Annotated in this window: 12 protein-coding genes and 1 pseudogene; 7 read left to right on the top strand and 6 right to left on the bottom strand. The window is 68.4% G+C overall.

Annotated features, from left to right (window positions below; translation table 11 throughout):
• On the top strand, positions 1–307 hold a 307-nt coding region (locus A5704_RS12620), incomplete at its 5' end, for an arginine deiminase family protein (RefSeq protein ID WP_231969077.1).
• A gap of 48 nt (positions 308–355) precedes the next feature.
• Here the strand turns inward: A5704_RS12620 and A5704_RS12625 are convergent.
• Entirely contained in the window at positions 356–1,204 is an 849-nt protein-coding gene (locus A5704_RS12625; RefSeq protein WP_067758049.1) for a DUF559 domain-containing protein, read from the bottom strand.
• Positions 1,205–1,308: 104 nt separating this feature from the next.
• Positions 1,309–2,877, bottom strand: coding sequence for a dolichyl-phosphate-mannose--protein mannosyltransferase (locus A5704_RS12630; protein WP_067889267.1), 1,569 nt, complete (start codon positions 2,875–2,877; stop codon positions 1,309–1,311).
• Positions 2,878–2,902: 25 nt separating this feature from the next.
• Here A5704_RS12630 and rsmI point away from each other — a divergent pair, with 25 nt between their 5' ends.
• Positions 2,903–3,739 carry a 16S rRNA (cytidine(1402)-2'-O)-methyltransferase gene (rsmI, locus tag A5704_RS12635; protein WP_067758180.1) on the top strand — a complete coding sequence of 279 codons (837 nt, stop codon included), beginning with the start codon at positions 2,903–2,905 and terminating at the stop codon, positions 3,737–3,739.
• A 3-nt stretch (positions 3,740–3,742) separates the two neighbouring features.
• Here rsmI and A5704_RS12640 read toward each other — a convergent pair whose 3' ends face one another.
• Genes A5704_RS12640 through A5704_RS12650 form a run of 3 tightly spaced genes read right to left on the bottom strand, consistent with a single transcriptional unit; the run spans position 3,743 to position 7,146 of the window.
• The gene (locus A5704_RS12640; protein WP_067758043.1) at positions 3,743–4,996 is read right to left on the bottom strand and encodes an aminodeoxychorismate synthase component I; all 1,254 of its coding nucleotides are present in this window, start codon (positions 4,994–4,996) and stop codon (positions 3,743–3,745) included.
• 60 nt (positions 4,997–5,056) lie between these two features.
• Positions 5,057–5,968: an RNA polymerase sigma-70 factor gene (locus A5704_RS12645; RefSeq protein ID WP_067758040.1), complete on the bottom strand. Its 912-nt coding sequence runs from the start codon at positions 5,966–5,968 to the stop codon at positions 5,057–5,059.
• Positions 5,965–7,146 (bottom strand): NAD(P)/FAD-dependent oxidoreductase, encoded by a 1,182-nt coding sequence (locus A5704_RS12650; protein WP_067758037.1) that lies wholly within the window; start codon positions 7,144–7,146, stop codon positions 5,965–5,967. The genes A5704_RS12645 and A5704_RS12650 overlap by 4 nt, the downstream gene beginning before the upstream one ends.
• Positions 7,147–7,436: 290 nt before the next feature.
• Between A5704_RS12650 and A5704_RS12655 the strand changes: the two genes are divergently transcribed.
• Together A5704_RS12655 and A5704_RS12660 are read left to right on the top strand one after the other, a co-directional pair.
• Positions 7,437–9,053: a hypothetical protein gene (locus tag A5704_RS12655; protein ID WP_067758177.1), complete on the top strand. Its 1,617-nt coding sequence runs from the start codon at positions 7,437–7,439 to the stop codon at positions 9,051–9,053.
• Between the two features lie 236 nt (positions 9,054–9,289).
• Positions 9,290–11,152, top strand: coding sequence for a bifunctional diguanylate cyclase/phosphodiesterase (locus A5704_RS12660; RefSeq protein WP_067758174.1), 1,863 nt, complete (start codon positions 9,290–9,292; stop codon positions 11,150–11,152).
• 80 nt (positions 11,153–11,232) lie between these two features.
• Here the strand turns inward: A5704_RS12660 and A5704_RS12665 are convergent, their stop codons facing one another.
• Complete coding sequence (locus A5704_RS12665; RefSeq protein WP_067758034.1) at positions 11,233–12,027, bottom strand: FkbM family methyltransferase; 795 nt, start codon at positions 12,025–12,027, stop codon at positions 11,233–11,235.
• Positions 12,028–12,371: 344 nt separating this feature from the next.
• Between A5704_RS12665 and A5704_RS12670 the strand changes: the two genes are divergently transcribed.
• The 3 genes and pseudogenes from A5704_RS12670 to A5704_RS12680 form a co-directional block, all read left to right on the top strand.
• On the top strand, positions 12,372–14,015 hold the full coding sequence (locus A5704_RS12670) for a hypothetical protein (protein ID WP_067758171.1): 1,644 nt from the start codon (positions 12,372–12,374) through the stop codon (positions 14,013–14,015).
• A gap of 179 nt (positions 14,016–14,194) precedes the next feature.
• Positions 14,195–15,646: a polysaccharide biosynthesis tyrosine autokinase gene (locus tag A5704_RS12675; protein WP_067758031.1), complete on the top strand. Its 1,452-nt coding sequence runs from the start codon at positions 14,195–14,197 to the stop codon at positions 15,644–15,646.
• Positions 15,647–15,672: 26 nt separating this feature from the next.
• Positions 15,673–16,445 (top strand): annotated as a pseudogene (locus A5704_RS12680) (O-antigen ligase domain-containing protein); the annotation flags it as partial.

Genomic DNA, 16,445 nt, shown 5'->3' on the forward strand with positions numbered 1-16,445 from the left:
CGACGCCAACAGCGACGAGGCGCCGTTCCTGGAGGCCGCCGCCAAGGCGCTGGAGATCGACCGGCTGCGCGTCATCGACACCGGATTGGACCCCGTCGTCGCCGAACGGGAGCAGTGGGACGACGGCAACAACACGCTGGCGCTGGCGCCCGGCGTCGTCGTCGCCTACGAGCGCAACGCGCAGACCAACGCCCGCCTGCAGGACGCGGGCATCGAGGTGCTCACGATCGCGGGCTCCGAACTGGGCACCGGCCGCGGCGGCCCCCGGTGCATGTCGTGCCCCGTGGCCCGCGATCCGTTGCGCTAGACGTCGAGATTGCCGGCGTGGTCGTGATTGGCGGCCAGTTCACAGCCTTCACGGCAATCTCGATGACGATCGGCTCGCCAACGCATCGCGTGCCCGTTGAACGATGACGCGGGGCCGGTCCTCGTTGATCACCCTGATCACAGTCCAACCGAGGCGGCTCACCATCTCCGCTCGACGAATGTCCTTCACGTACTGGCTTCTGTCGGTGCGGTGCTGCTCGCCGTCGTACTCCACCGCGACCATCGGTTGTTCCCAACCCATATCCAGGTAGGCCACGAGCCGCCCGTCGGTGACTCTGATCTGCGTGGTGGGCCGTGGAAGACCGGCGTCGATCAAGACCAGCCGCAACCAGCTTTCTTTCGGCGATTGCGCACCACCGTCCATCAGGGACAGGGCGACTTGGCATCGTCGGACGCCGCGGGCCCGCTTGTTACGAGCGATCAGCCGAGTCACGTCTAACGGGTCGAGGGCCGTCGCGGCCGACAGCGCGTCGAGTTGGGCAACCGCCAGACCGCGGGGTAGGTGCCGGGCCAGATCGAACGCCGTTCGCGCCGGGTTGGTCACCGGTAGGCCATGGAGTTCGACGAGATCCTCGGCGGCGATATGGTCCCGACGGACGATGATGCCGGGCGGTGCGTGGTTGAAAGGCCCGACGACATCTACCGGGACAAAATCGTCCACCCATTTCGCTCCGTGGAGTGCGGCTGCGGCCCGGCCGGCGATGATCGCCCGCCGGCCCGACCACAGCCAGGCGGCGTAGATATTGTCATGGAGCGATGCGCCCGCGTTCTTCGGCACGTATACGTCCCGATGGATTTGGCGGTAATTCCAACGCAATTGACCCCGGGTCAGCGATCCGCGCGCTATCGCTTCGCTCCCGACAAAGACCCTAGCCATGCGCTCATCATGAGCGTCACCACCACTGGCCCGTTCACATTGCCGCCATGGTTGTGGACAACGCGATTTGTACAGCCCTCACGGCAATCTCGACGCCGAAGACGTCAGCGCCAGCTGGGCAGCCAGATCTCCATGTCCCACGTCTGCTGCGAAATCGGCAACCCGGTGAGCACCGGGAACAGCCAGGCGAAGTTGGTCACCACCAACGCCACATAACAACAGACCGCGATCAGCCCGAGCGTGCGCCGTTCCGAGCTCAGGCCGTGAGTACGGCCGGGCGGATAGAGGATGTCCCCACATATCAGGGCGATGCCCATCACCAGGAACGGCCCCATCGTCGCCGCGTAGAAGAAGTACATCTGCCGGTCGATGTCGGCGAACCAGGGTAGCCACCCCGCGCAATAACCGGTCAGCACAACGGCGTAACGCCAATCCCGACGGACGAACGCGCGCCAACACGCGTAGACCAGGACCGGTACCGCCAGCCACCACATGGCCGGGGTGCCCACCAGCATCTCCGCCTTGACGCACGACTGCGCACCGCACCCGGACACGTTCTGCTGGTCGATCGCGTACAGCACCGGCCGCAACGACATCGGCCAGGCCCACGGCTTGGACTCCCACGGGTGGTAGTTGCCTGCGGCGTTGGTCAGGCTCTTGTGGAAGTCGAAAGCCTTGGCGGTGTAATGCCATAGCGACCGGATGGCATCCGGCAGCGGGACCACCGAATGGGGGCCGATCGACTGGCCCACCTCGTGCCGGTCGATCGCCGTCTCGGACGCGAACCATGGCGCGTAACTGGCCAGGTACACCGCGAACGGGACGACCACCAGGGCGTACGCGGTCGGGATCAGATCACGCCGCAAGACCCCCACCCAGGGCCGGGTCACCTGGTACTGGCGCCGCGCCGCCACGTCGAACGCCAGCGACATCGCGCCGAAGAACAACACGAAGTACAGCCCGGACCACTTTGTCCCGCAAGCCAATCCGAGCAGGACGCCCGCCAGGAAGCGCCACCATCGCACCCCGAGCCGCGGACCCCACACCGTCTCGGCGGCGCGCCCCTGCAGCAGCGCGACGTGCATCCGCTCGCGGACCTGGTCCCGGTCGACGATCAGCGCGCCGAACGCCGCGACCACGAAGAAGGTGAGGATGCCGTCGAGCAGGGCGGTCCGCGCGGTGACGAAGCTGACGCCGTCGCAGATCACCAGAATCCCGGCGATCGCGCCGACCAGCGTGGACCGGCTGATCCGCCGGACGATCCGCGTCACCAGCACAACCAGCACCACGCCCAGCAGGGCGCCGGTGAACCGCCAGCCGACGCCGTTGTAGCCGAAGATCGCCTCGCCGATCGCGATCAGCTGCTTGCCGACCGGCGGGTGGACCACCAGGCCGAACCCCGGGTTGTCTTCCACCCCGTGGTTGTGCAGCGCCTGCCAGGCCTGGGGCGCATAGTGCTTCTCGTCGAAGACGGGCGTGCCGGCGTCGGTCGGCGAACCGAGGTTGAGGAACCGGCTGATCGTTGCCAGCACGGCGATCACGCCCGTCACGACCCAGCCGCGAATCTGATCGGTGGGACCGAAGTCGGCCACCGGAACCATCGGCCCCGGGCTGACCGCGGGCACGACACGCTCCTGGCCGGCGACCAAGGTTTCGCGGGGCGGGGCGGACATCGGTGTCGATCGTAGGCTGTCCGTCATGACCACTGGCCGCCTGTTGCTGGGCGCGACTCCGTTGGGCCAGCCGTCGGACGCCTCGCCTCGCCTGATCGATGCCCTCACTCACGCCGACGTGGTGGCGGCTGAGGACACCCGGCGGGTGCGCACGCTGGCGAAAGCCCTGGGCGTCACCATCACCGGCCGGGTGATCAGCCTGTTCGACCGGGTCGAGGCAGCCCGGGTGGACCCGCTGATCAGCGCGCTGCAAGCCGGCGCGACGGTACTGGTGGTCAGCGATGCCGGGATGCCGCTGATCAGCGACCCGGGCTTCCGGCTGGTGGCGGCGTGCGTGGATGCCGGGATCCCGCTGACCTGCCTCCCCGGCCCCTCGGCGGTGATGACCGCGCTGGCCCTGTCCGGGCTGCCCGCGGAGAAGTTCTGTTTCGAGGGGTTCGCCCCGCGCAGGAAGGCCGCGCGGCGGGCCTGGCTGGACTCGCTGGCCGACGAGCGGCGCACCTGCGTGTTCTTCGAATCGCCCCGCCGGCTCGCCGCGTGTTTGCGCGACGCCGTCGATCAACTCGGCGGCGCCCGCCGGGCGGCGATCTGCCGGGAGCTGACCAAGGTGCACGAGGAGGTGGTGCGCGGGTCGCTCGACGAGCTGGCGGCGTGGGCGGACGACGGGGTGCTCGGCGAAGTCACCGTCGTGCTGGCCGGCGCCGCCCCGCGTGTCGACCTGCCGTCGCTGGTGGCCCGGGTGGAGGAGCTGGTCGCAGGCGGTGCGCGGGTGAAGGACGCCTGCGGCGAGGTGGCCGCCGAGCATCCCGGGGTGCGGTCGCGCCAGCTCTACGACGCGGTCCTGCAGTCGCGCCGCGCGTGAGGGTCAGCCTGCCGAGAACGCGGCCGCGATGCGGGGCTGCCCGACGATGGGCGACGCCTTGTGCAGGCATTCGGCCCACTCGGCGTCGGGATCCGAGTCGGCGGTGATGCCGCCGCCGACGCCAAGCACGGCGCTGCCCGCGGCGTCGAACTCGACGGTGCGAATCGCCACGTTGAGTTCACATCCCGCCACGGGAGAGGCCAAACCGATTGTACCGCAATATATTCCGCGCCGATGCGGCTCCCATTGCGAAAGCAGTTGGCGGGCACGGTGTTTGGGGGTGCCGGTGACCGAGGCCGGCGGGAAGGCGGCGTCCAGCAGCGCCGACGTCGGCAGTTCGGCGGGCACCCGCGCCGACACGGTGGACACCAGGTGCCACACGCCCGGGGCGCGCCGCACCACCAACAACTCGGGCACGGTGACGGTGCCGACGATCGCCACGCGGCCGAGGTCGTTACGCACCAGGTCGACGATCATGATGTTTTCGGCGACCTCTTTCGCCGAAGCCCGCAGCGCCGACGGCCACGCGTCCAGCGGCAGGGTGCCCTTGATCGGGCTGGACGTCACGAGCGTCCCGCGCCGCCGCAGGAAGAGCTCGGGAGACAGCGACGCCACCGCGCCCCACGGCCCGGCGAGGTAGGCTCCGCGCGCGGGGGAGGTGCGGGCGATGCCGTCGGCGAAGAAATCCAGCGGGGCGCCGCTGATCGTCCCGGTGAATTGCGTGCACACGCACGCCTGGTAAACCTCGCCGGCGCGGATGGCCTCCAGGCAGTTGAGCACGCCGTCGCGGTGGGCGGCCCGGTCGGCGGCACCCCAGTCGATCCGGCAGTCGCGGACCGGCGAAGGCGCCGTGGCCAGCGCGGCGGCCAGCCAGTCCGCAACGGCGGCTCCGGAAAGGCTCTCGTACCACCACTGCCCGTCCCGGTCGCGGCGCAGCACGCAGTCGGTCCAGCCGCCGGCGGCTTCGGGGATGCGGTTCGGCCGGTCGTCGGCGCCGGGATCGGGGTAGGAGAGGTAACCGACCCAGCCGCCGCCCACCGCCCGCGGGTCGACGGTCTGCGGGTTCTGCTGGACGGCGAAAGCGGCGTCGGGGTCGACCGGCTGGGCCGACACGCTCGGTGCGATCACCGCGAGCGAGCCGAACCAGTCGCCGGTCAGCGCGGCCGGCGGCGGCAGGCCGAGGCGTGCCGTGGCGTCGCCGACGGCGCGCAGCACCTGGGGTGCCGCACCAAGGTCACCGAGCCGGTCGATACGCACCGCCCTAGCTTGACAGAAGGGCGGGTTTTCGCACTGCGGGCGCCGTCGACCGGCCGGACCCTAACCGCGGCTGACGTCGCGGGCGGTCGCCAGCGCCGCCAGCTTGTCCGGGTTGCGGGTCACGTAGAAGTTGGTGATCAAGGCGTCGGCGATCTCCAGCGTGATCACCCCTTCGAGGTGGTCGCCGAGGTAGAGCAGCACGGCGGGCGCGCTGTTGCAGGTCACCATTTCCACGCGGAACCCCGCGAACTCGGTCGCCTTGCGGATCAGGCCGACGATGGCGCGGGCCACCCGGTCGGCGCCCACCACGGGCCGGCGGGCCGCGCTGACCTTGCCACCGCTGTCCGCCGTCCAGGTGGCGTCGGGCGCGAGCATCGTCATCAGCGTCTCGACGTCACCGCTGGCGGCCGTCTGGAGGAACTGGGCGGTGAGCTCGGCGTTGCGTTGCGGGTCGGCGGCGTCGAACCTCTTGCGCCGCGCCCGCACGTGTTCGCGCGCCCGGTGCGCCACCTGCCGTACCGTCGGCGCCGGCCGGCCCACCGCCTCCGCGATCTCCCCGTAGTCGAAGCCGAACACCTCGCGCAGCAGGAACACCGCCCGCTCGTCGGGGCTCAGCGTTTCCAGCAGGACCAGCATCGCCATCGAAATCGATTCCGCCAGAACGACGTCCGCGGAGGGATCCTGCTCGTCGAGCAGCAGCGGTTCGGGCAGCCACGGGCCCACGTACTCCTCGCGTCGGCGCGCGTCGGCGCGCAGGGCGTTGAGCGCCTGCCGGGTCACCAGCTGGGCCAGGTAGGACTTGGTGTCGCGGACCGTGGACAAGTCGACCGCCGCCCACCGCAGATAGCTGTCCTGCAGCACGTCGTCGGCCTCGGTGGCCGAACCGAGCATCTCGTAGGCGATGGTGAACAACAGCGGCCGCAGCACGGTGAATCGTTCGGCGTGCTCACTGTCGGTGGGTGGGTGCGTCATCGCAGTGCGATCTCGGTCGGCTCCTGCGCGGGCCGCTTGCCGCCCTTGATCCAGCGGTAGGAGCCGGGCTTGGCGGCCTCGCGCCGGATGGCCCACAGCGTGCCCTTGCAAATGGCCTCCTTGATCGACGCGGCGGTGCGGCCGCCGATCGCCAGGTTCACCGGGGTGTCGTCGGTGTGGGCCAGCTGGACCGTCCCGTAGGTGCGGCCGAGGCTGATGCACTGGCCGACGAACGCCTGGCTGAGCGGGGCGGGAGCGGTTCCGGAGATGCGGCTGAGCACGGTGTTGGCCGCCTGCGCGCCCAGCGGCCCGGCGGCCTGGCAGCTCATCCGCAGCGGCTGGCCCGACGGCGCGGCAGCGTCACCCGCCGCGACGACGTAGGGGTTGTCGACGCTGGTCAGCGTCTCGTCGGTGAGCAGCCGGCCCAGCACGTCAGTGCTCAGGCCGCTGCGGACGGCCAAGTCCGGCACGGCGAAGCCGGCCGTCCAGATGGTGGCCGCGCTCGGCAGCACCCCGCCGTCGCTCAACACCACCGCGTCCCAGCGCACCTCGGCCACCGTCGCGGATTCCAGCACGTTGACCCCGAAACCGCGCAGTCGCCTGGCGACGGACCGGCGGCCGCGCCTGCTCAGCGACGGGCCGAGCGCCTCGCCGCACACCAGGGTCACCTGCCGACCCCGTTCGGCCAGTTCGGAAGCCGTCTCGATGCCGGTCAGCCCGCCGCCGACGACGGTGACGGGCGCGGCCAGCGGCAGGTCGGCGAGTGCGTAGCGCAGCCGCTGGGCGCTCTCCAGGTCGGCGATCGGGTAGGCGAAGTCCGCGAATCCGGGCACGGTGGCCGGGGTCGCGCCGGTGCTGCCGACGGCGTAGATCAAATAGTCGTAGTCGAGCTCGGCGCCCGAGGACAACAGCACGCGCCGGTCGGTGGCGTCGATGCGCTCGACGGTGTCGACGACCAACCGGATACCGTCGCCGAGCAGCGTCGCGTAGTCGGCGGTCGCGGCGCCGGTGTCGGCGACCAACTGGTGCAGGCGGATCCGCTCCACGAAGACCGGGCGGGCGTTCACCAGGGTGATGTCGATGTCCGGACGCTGGCGCAGATGGTTCGCGGCGAGGGTTCCGGCGTATCCGCCTCCGACCACGACGACATGAACTTTCTGGGCGGCCACCTCGGTCATTGCTGTCTCCTGTTCTCACGGGCCTGATGCCCTTGAGACACCGCGGACCCCTCGTGCGTGACAGGGCCGCCCATATTGTGACCCGTCTCACTGCTGCGGCTCTCGGATCGGGGGGCCGCCGGGTGCTGCGTGCTAGGCTGCGCTACGCCAATTCGTGACCTGCCCCGCGTCGGAAACACGCACCCGATAACCCAGCAGCATGGGGCCACTTCAGTGAGCATCGGTGTGTCTTGGGAGAAGCAACCGTGAAGTCGAGGAAGAGCGCGCTGGCCGCTGTCGTGTGCACGGCGATGGTGCTGAGCGGGTGCGGCGGCAAGAGCGATCCCGGGCCACTCTCCGCCATGGTCAGTCCCGCCATTCCGCCCACCGCTCAGGAGATCCCCAACCCGCTGCGCGGTCAATACGAAGAGGGCATGAATCCGCTTTTCCCGCAAGGCAATTCCGCACAGCGGTACGCGGCGTGGCCCGCGTCGTACGACGCCAGTCTGCGGGTTTCGTGGCGGCAGTTACAGCCGGTCGACCCGCGCACGCTGCCCGCCGACGCTCCCGACGACCGTAAGTTCGACTTCAGTGCGATCGACGACGCGCTGACGAAGCTGGGCAGCCGCAACATGCGGCTGATCCTGGGCGTGTACACCTACAAATCCTGTTGCAACGATTCCTATGCCGGCAACACCAACATCGCGATCCCGGACTGGATCCGTTCGGCGGCCACCAGCCTTCCCGCGCCGCCCAACAGCTCCGCACCGGGAGTCACGCAGGTGGTGCCGAATTGGAACGACGCCGACTACCTCAACAACTTCGGCCAGCTGCTCGCCGCGCTCGGTCGCCGCTACGACGGCGACGAGCGGCTCAGCGTTTTCGAGTTCTCCGGCTACGGCGATTTCGGCGAGAACAGCCTCGCGTACTTGCGCGACGCGCTCGGCGCGCCGGGTCCCACGCCGGACGACAGCCAGCCGAAGTTGGGCTATTACAGTCAGTTTCGCGATCAGACCATCACCAAGGCGTCCATCGCGAAGCTGGTGGCCGCCAACGTGGGCGCGTTCGGCCACACCCAATTGGTGACCACGGCCGAGAATCCGGAAATCGTCCGCGAGTTGATCGCCGACGAGGTGACGAAGAAGCTGTCCGCGCCGGTCGGCATCCGCGCGGATTGCCTTGGTGTGCAGTCGCCCCTGCCGGAATGGGCCGAGTCCAGCGACTCCCACTACGTGCGCTTCAACGACGCGGCCGTCAACGCGATCAAGCAGCGGCTCACCTCGGCGCTGGTGATCAGCCAGTGGTGCCGGCTGCCGAACGGGGCCGACCCCCGGTCCTACTACGAGAAGGCCCTGCACGACGTGGTGAGGTATCACGTCTCGATGACGTCCAGCGCGAACTTCCCCGACCGGGATGCGACGTCGGCGATGGATCCCAAGCTGTACCTCCTGTGGGCGAAGGCCAACACCGCCGCCGGTTACCGGTATTCGGTGGAGGCCAAGCCGGGATCGCAGTCGATCCAGGGCAAGGTCGCTTCGATCTCCGTCGTCTGGACCAACTACGGCTCCGCCGCGGCCACCGAACAGTGGACGCCCGGATACAAGCTGGTCGATTTCTCGGGAGCGGTGGTCCGCACCATCGCGGGGACGGTCAACCTCAAGTCGCTGGTCCACGACGACTCCAGCCCGTCACGCGAGGAGGCGGTTCCGGAGTCCACGACGGAATCGGTGCGCGTCGACGTGACCGGCCTGCCGCCCGGGCACTACACACTGCGGGCGTCCGTGGAATGGCAGCAGCACAAGCCGGGCGCCTCGCACGTGGTGAACTACGCGCCGATGGCACTGGCCCGCGACGGTCGCGACGGTTCCGGCCTGTATCCGATCGCGACACTGGACATCGCCAGCGACGCGGCCGCCAGCGGTCAATGACGCGCAGCGGTCCGGACCGGAAGTTGCTCGTTACCGGGGATCCGGCGTCTCCCGCGTGATACGTTCTGCTGACCAATACCCATCCTGACCTGCCCTGCTCCGGATGGACCGACGAAGCGAACCAGAGGGCCCCGCCGATGCGCATGGGCGCGCGGTCGACGGGATTCGCCAGCAAGAACATTCCCCGATCGGGCAACCCTCGACAGGTGGGATGCACGCCCGTATCGGAGGAGACCGTGCCGCGCAGTCTGGACTTGGTCGTCACCTCCGTCGCCACGCAGTTGATGGAGGCGACCGCAGCCACGGCCCATCTGGTGAGCGAGAAGGTGCTCGCGCAGCTGGTCGAGCAGTTCGACGTGGACGCCAGCTTCTTGCGCTACCTCGACCCGCACACCCGAGCGTCGACGCTGGTCGCCGAGTGGCCGCCGCGAACCGACGCCTCGGACCCGGAGCCGGCGGCCTTCGCCCAGCTGGACATCGCGGAGTCGGTGCTTGCGCAGTGCAAGCAGGGGCGCAAACCGGTGGTGATCCGGCCGGCCCAATCCAAACGCTATTTCCGCCGCCCGGTGGGCGGGGCCAAAGTGGCCGCCTCGCCCTCGGTGGCCGCCGCCCCACTGGTCTCCGGCGAGACGACCACCGGCCTGCTCGGCTTCGTCAAGTTCGGCGCCCGCAAGTGGGAGCAGGAGGAGATCAACACGCTCGAGGCCGTCGCCGCGCTGTTCGCGCAGCTGCAGGCCCGCATCGCGGCCGAAGACAAGCTCCGCTATCTGGCCGAGCACGACGATCTGACCGGGCTTTTCAACCGCCGCGCCCTGGTCGCGCACCTGACCGAGCGGCTCTTGACGGGTCGCCCCGGGCCCGTCGCGGTCCTGTACCTCGACCTCGACCGGCTCAAACCGATCAACGACTACCTCGGGCACACCGCGGGTGACTGGTTCATCCGGGTCTTCGCGCAACGCATCAAGATCTGCGCTCCCGACTGCACGATCGCCCGGCTGGGCGGGGACGAGTTCGTCGTCGTACCCGACCAGCCGATGTCGCCCGAGCACGCGGAATCGTTCGCCCGCAGCCTCTCTGGCATGCTGTGCGAACGCCTGGCCATCGGCGGCCACGTGATCAGCCGCACGGTCAGCGTCGGGCTCGCGGTCGGCGTCCCGGGGCGGGACAACTGCACCGACCTCCTCCGCCGCGCCGACGAGGCGGTGCTGACGGCCAAGCGCGGGGGTGGCAACCAGATCGCGGTGTCCACCGATGACATGTCGCTCAAGCGCGCGTTCCGCAACGACATCGAGTTGCATCTGCAAGGCGACATCGGCAGCGAGGCGTTGCTGCTGCACTACCTGCCGGAGGTCGACCTGTCGACCGGCGCCATCGTGGGCGCCGAGGCACTGGTGCGCTGGCGCCACCCGATCTGGGGGCTGCTACTGCCGGATTCGTTCATCGGAATCGCCGAATCGACCAACCTGGCAATGGAATTGGGCCGCTGGGTGATGCGCACCGCGTGCGCCGACTTCGGTCGCTGGCAGGCGAACGGGCTCGGCCGGGGCACCGTGATGCGGATCAACGTGTCGCCGCTTCAGCTCATCACCCGCGGGTTCGTGCGCGACGTCGCCAACACCATCGACGAGTTCGGTCTCGACGCCGGCTCGGTGTGCCTGGAGATCACCGAGCGCGCCGTGGTGCACGACATCGAGACCACTCGAAAGACGTTGGCGGAGCTCAAGGAAATCGGCGTGCAGCTGGCCATCGACGACTTCGGCACCGGCTACGCGGTGTTGTCGCATCTGAAATCCCTGCCCGTCGACATGCTCAAGATCGACACCGGGTTCGTGCGCGACTTGGGCAACAACGCCGGTGACCTGGCGATCGTTCGCGCCATCATCGGGCTGGCCGAGGCGTTCGGTCTGGACGTGGTGGCCGAGGGAGTCGAAACACCGGTCGCAGCAATGACTTTGATCCAGCACGGGTGTCGGCGGGCCCAGGGTTTTCTGTTGTCGCGTCCCGTTCCCGCGGACGCGATGGAGGCGCTGCTGGCCGCGCGCTGGCTGCCGTTGCCGTTTTTGACCGGGCGCAAGGCATTGCCGACGGGCGCCACCTAGCATCGCACCGATGGCCCCGGACATCGACAACTCGCGCGGCGGTCATCGTCGCCGAGAGCCGGCGGCGTGCCGCCCACCGCTCACTCTTCCCGAGGGATGAAGACGAAGTTGTTGACATAGACGCCGCGCGGCGCCCAGTCGTTCTCCCGGTCGCCGACGTTGGCTGGGTCCTGGTGCTCGCGCGGGTCGAAATCGCCGATCGGCCGCCGAACGCCATCGAGATCGAAATACCCGGAGTAGCCGGAGCGGCGCAACAGCTCGGTGATCTCGGCAACCGCGTTGGGGTAATGCCGTTGCTCGGCCTCCACCATGATCGCGGGCCGGTCCCGCGCGAGAGTATCTGTGGCGCCGCGCAATACGGCGAGTTCATGGCCCTCGACGTCGATCTTGATCATGCCGATGTCGTGCAGGCGTAGATCGTCGAGCCGCTTGATGGGGACCTCGATGCTTCGGATCCCGCCGTCGCCGACGTCGCTCAGGATGTTGGTGTTGTCGATCGTGCTGCGGCCGGGCTCGGATTCGACCACTCTCATCGTCCCGACGCCGGCGGTGTCGGAAAGCGCGATCGCCTCCACCCGTACGGGAACGCCGGCGGCGTCGAACATCGCGGCCAGATCGCGAGCCTGCGCGGGCCGGGGTTCGAACGCGATCACCGACCGCGACGACGCCAGCATGGCGATCGTGAATTGTCCGACGTCGGCGCCGATGTCCAGCGAGATCCGGTTCGGGTCGCACAACGAAACCGCCAACTGGATGTCGGCCCGGCTCTGCCCAAGGCGTTGCAGGATGCGGAATTTCCGCCGCCAGAAGAAACGCGGCGCGAGTGCCTTCACCGCGGGCGCCAGCGGACGTGTGGCCGATCGAACCAAAGGCATCGTGCGGTCTCCTGAGCGATTCCCGGAGGGATCAGCGGATTGCGCGACCATACCAACACCAGTGGTTGGCCCGGGTGCTGTCCGGGAACGCACCCACCCCGGCGCCACTGAACAGTGGCCGGGATATGCATCGAAGATGTGCATGATTGACCGATGATGTGGGGCAGCGTTGCATCGTTGCCGATTTCAGTGCGCTTCGCGGTGGAGAGCGCCAGCGACCGGAGAGGTGTCAGTCCTTGAAGCTGATGGAGGGCGCACGTTCGGTGTGCGGAATGCCGACCTCGCCGACGTCCGTGTTCGCCGACCCGGCCCGGGCGTTGAGGAAGGCCACACTGCTGGTCGCCATTTGCGCGACGCTCTTGTTGAACGGGTGTGGTGGCCGCGCAAACCCCGAGCTGGTGACCGCGATAGTCAGCCCCGCGATACCGCTGTCCGTCCAGGACGTCCAGAATCCGCTGCGCGGCCAATACGAAGATCTTCTGATCCCGCTGTTCCCACAAGCCAATCCCGCGCAGCAGCGGTACCCGGCCTGGCCCGCGTCGGACGACGCCAGCCTGCGTGTCACCTGGCGCCAGTTACAGCCCACCGATCCCAGCACGCTGCCCCCCGACGCCCCGGACGATCAGAAATTCGACTTCAGCGTGATCGATGACGCGCTGAACAAGTTGGCCGGCAGAAACATGCGGATGACCCTTCGCATCGTCGCCTACCACTCCTGCTGTGACACGGTGTTCCCGAACAACACCAACATCGCGATCCCCGACTGGATGCGCTCGGCCGCCACCGACTACGCCGGACCGGCACGGTATTGGTGGACGCCCGGGGTCGTGCAGGTGGTGCCGAAGTGGAACGACCCCAAGTACCTCGACGCCTTCGGACAATTGCTCGCCGCGCTCGGGCGGCGGTATGACGGCGACGAGCGGCTGAGCGTTTTCGAGTTCTCCGGCTACGGGGATTGGAGCGAGAACCACATCGCCTATCTGCGCGACACGCTGGGCGCTCCCGGTCCTTCGCCCGAGGAAAGTGTCGCGAAGCTGGGCTATTACAGCCAGTTCCGGGATCAGAGCATCACGATCGCATCGATCAGGCAGCTGGTGGCGGCGACGGTGAGCGCGTTTCGGCGGACGCAGTTGATCACGACACTGCTCAATCCGGAAATCGTGCGCGAAATGCTCTCCGATGAAGTCACCAAGAAGGTGGCAGCGCCGGTGGGGGTGCGGGCCGATTGCCTGGGGGTGATCGCCCCGTTGCCCGGCTGGGTCGAATTGGACGGCTCGCGTTATGTGCAGCAGAAGGATCCGGTCATCGCCCAACTGAAAGACAGGTTGCTCACCGCGCCGGTCATCACCGAATGGTGCCTGCTGCCGAACGGCACCTCGCCGCAGTCCTACTACCAAAAGGCCTTACACGACGTCATCAAATATCACGTCGCGATGACTTCGAGTTGCGACTTCGCGGACGCTGAATCGACGACCCCGATGGACCCCGCCCTGTACCTGCTGTGGGCGCAGGCGAACGTCGCCGCCGGGTATCGGTACTCGGTCGAGGCGCGCCCGAGCCCGCAACCAGTTCACGACGGCGTCGCGACGATCGCCGTGACTTGGACCAACTACGGTTCTGCCGCCGCGATCGAGAAATGGGCTCCCCGCTACCAGCTGGTGAACTTCTCGGGCGCGGTGGTCCGCACGCTCCCGACGACCGTCAACCTGAAGACGCTGGTCCACAACGACCCCGGCGGCAACCCTGGCAATGAACCCGTTGCGGCGTCGTCGACCGAGTCGGTCAAGCTCGACCTGGCCGGCCTGGCCCCCGGCAACTACACGCTGCGGGCCTCGGTGGAATGGCAACAGCACAAGCCGGACGCATCGCGCGTGGTGAATTACCCGCCCATGCAGTTGGCCCGCAACGGCCGTGACGGCTCGGGCGGCTACCCACTGGCGACGGTCAACATATCGCGCGATGTGCTGACGGCCGGCCCCCGACCGTGAAAGACGGCCTGCGGCGGCCGCCGCCGGGATTTCGAGCCGCCCGGATCGCCTTGAAGAATCGCTTTTCGGGCAAACACCGCATGACGATGCTTCAATAATGTTCAATGTTTTTGCCCATCCGATAACCGACCGGATGGATGCTTTCGCGCCGCCGAAGCTTTCAGAAAGGCCGTTGGTCGATGGATTTCCGTACCTTTGTCCGGATTCTCGTCGCGCACTGGAAGCTGGCAGCCGCCGCGGTGCTGGCGTGCACGATCGGCGCCGCGGCCATCACCGCATTGCAGACCAAGCATTACCAGTCGTCGACCACCGTCCTGATCTCGTTCTCCGGGGCCACCGACCTGACCGAGCTGTACAACGGCACCCTCACGGCGCAGGAACGGCTGTCGTCGTACGCCCAGATCGCCGGCGGCCGGACGGTGGCCGACCGCGCGATCAAACAACTTCAGCTATCGATGAGTGCCGACGACCTGCTGACCCAAACCCAGGTGAAGTACACCGCTAAATCGCAGCTGTTCACCATCACGGTCAAAGACACAGACCCGAGGCGGGCGGCAGCGCTGGCGGGAGCGATGGCCGACCAATTCGCCGCGATCATCCCGACGCTGGGCACGGTTTCGCGTCTGGATGGCCCCGCCGCGGGCCCCCGGCCCGAACCCACCGATGCGACGACGCCGCCGGGCCAGCCCCGGGAAACCCCGGGCGTGCAGGAGCAGAACGGAAAGCCGCTCCCGGTGGCGAGGGCGCGGGTGGTGGAACCGCCTCAGGTTCCCGACCATGCGGTTACCCCGGCACCGGTACGCAACATGGCGATGGGCGTGGTCGCCGGCCTGCTTCTCGGCATGGCCGTGGCGCTGACCCGCGAGGCCAGCGACCGCACCGTGCGCACCCGCGAAAAGCTGGAACAGCTGTCGGGCCTGCCGACGCTCGGCGAGTTGCCGCGACGGCGCGGCGGGGCTCCGCGGTTCGGCACCGACGTCACGTTCGACGACGCCGTGCGGGACATGCGTACCCGGGTGCGCAGGGCGATCGGCCCCGAGGGGCGCCGGCTGCTGGTGGCGTCACCGTTCGGGGGGGAGGGGACGACGACGACGGTCCTCAACTTGTCCCGGGCATTCGCCGAGGTCGGTGACGACGTACTGGTGGTCGAGGGCGACACCCGCCGGCCGGTGATCGGCGGCTTGCTGAAGGTCGAATCGGGGGAGGGTTTGGCCAACGCGCTGGCGAACCCCGAGATCGCGGCCGAAGCCGTCAAACCGACACCCTTCCCGAGGCTGTTCGTCCTGGCGTCACGCGCGGCCCGCCGGGAGACCTTGCCCTGCTCCGCTTACCCGCCGGAAGTGCTCGACACCGTGCTGGGGGAATTGTCGTCGCGATTCGACCGGATCGTGGTCGACGGACCGCCGGTGCTGGCCACGGCCGACGCGGTCCTGCTGTCCGGCGCCGTTCAGGCGACGGTGCTGGTGGTCCGGGCGGGACGCACCACGACCGACGAACTCAAGGACGCGTTGGCAACTTTGCGCTCGGCCAACGCGGAGATCGTCGGTACGGTCCTGACCGACGCGAGGCTGTCGCTGCACCGCAAGGCCGCCGCCCAGGTCTACCGTTCGAAGGCCAGTCCTTCGACGTGATCTTCTACCTGCGCAGTCGGCATCGCATGGCCATGAGCGCAGCCTCGCTGGCGCTGTTCCTGTTCGGATGTTTCGTGTTCGGCGTGCTCTCGGTGCGACTCACCACCGAGGGCATCATGCTGATCGCCGCAACCTTCTGCCTGGTCGTCTATTGGGTGAGACCCGAGGCGATGGTATGGGTGGCGCTGGTGGGGGCGTTCGCGGCGCTGCCCCAGGGCCTGCACGTCGGCAAAGTCGTCGGCCCCGCGGTCATCTACTTGTATCTGCTGGCCGCGATGCTGGCGATCGGCTACCTGATTCCGATTGTGCGACCGCGATTCTCCGATTTCTGGCTGCCCTCCGTGTTCCTGGTCGTTCTCGTGATGTCGACGGCGGCCGGATTCGAGAACGGGCATGACGCCACCATCGTGCTGCGCGAATCACTGTCCATGCTCGAGATCGTCGTGGGCTTCGTGCTGGCGATGTTGGTGGTGTACGGCGACTACATCAAGTCGTCGATCCGCGTGACGGCCGGCATCCTGTGGTTTTCGGCGGGCATGGCGGTCGTGAGTTCGCTGCATGCCATCCGGCTGGCGGGCAGGGCCGAGAGTCTGGGGGCCGCGACCGGCGCCGACCAAGCTGTCCGGATCATCCTGACCACGCAATCCCCGGCCACCGCGACGCTGAGCGCGCTGGTGGCCGCCGCCATCATCGGCTGCCTGAGGCCTGCCACGCTGCTGACCCTCGGCCCACCCGCGCTGATCATTTCGCTGCTGTCGTTCTCCCGGAACACGCTTATCTCGATGGCCGTCGCGGCGGG

The sequence above is a fragment of the Mycobacterium sp. E735 genome, assembly GCF_001666955.1.
GTDB lineage: Bacteria > Actinomycetota > Actinomycetes > Mycobacteriales > Mycobacteriaceae > Mycobacterium.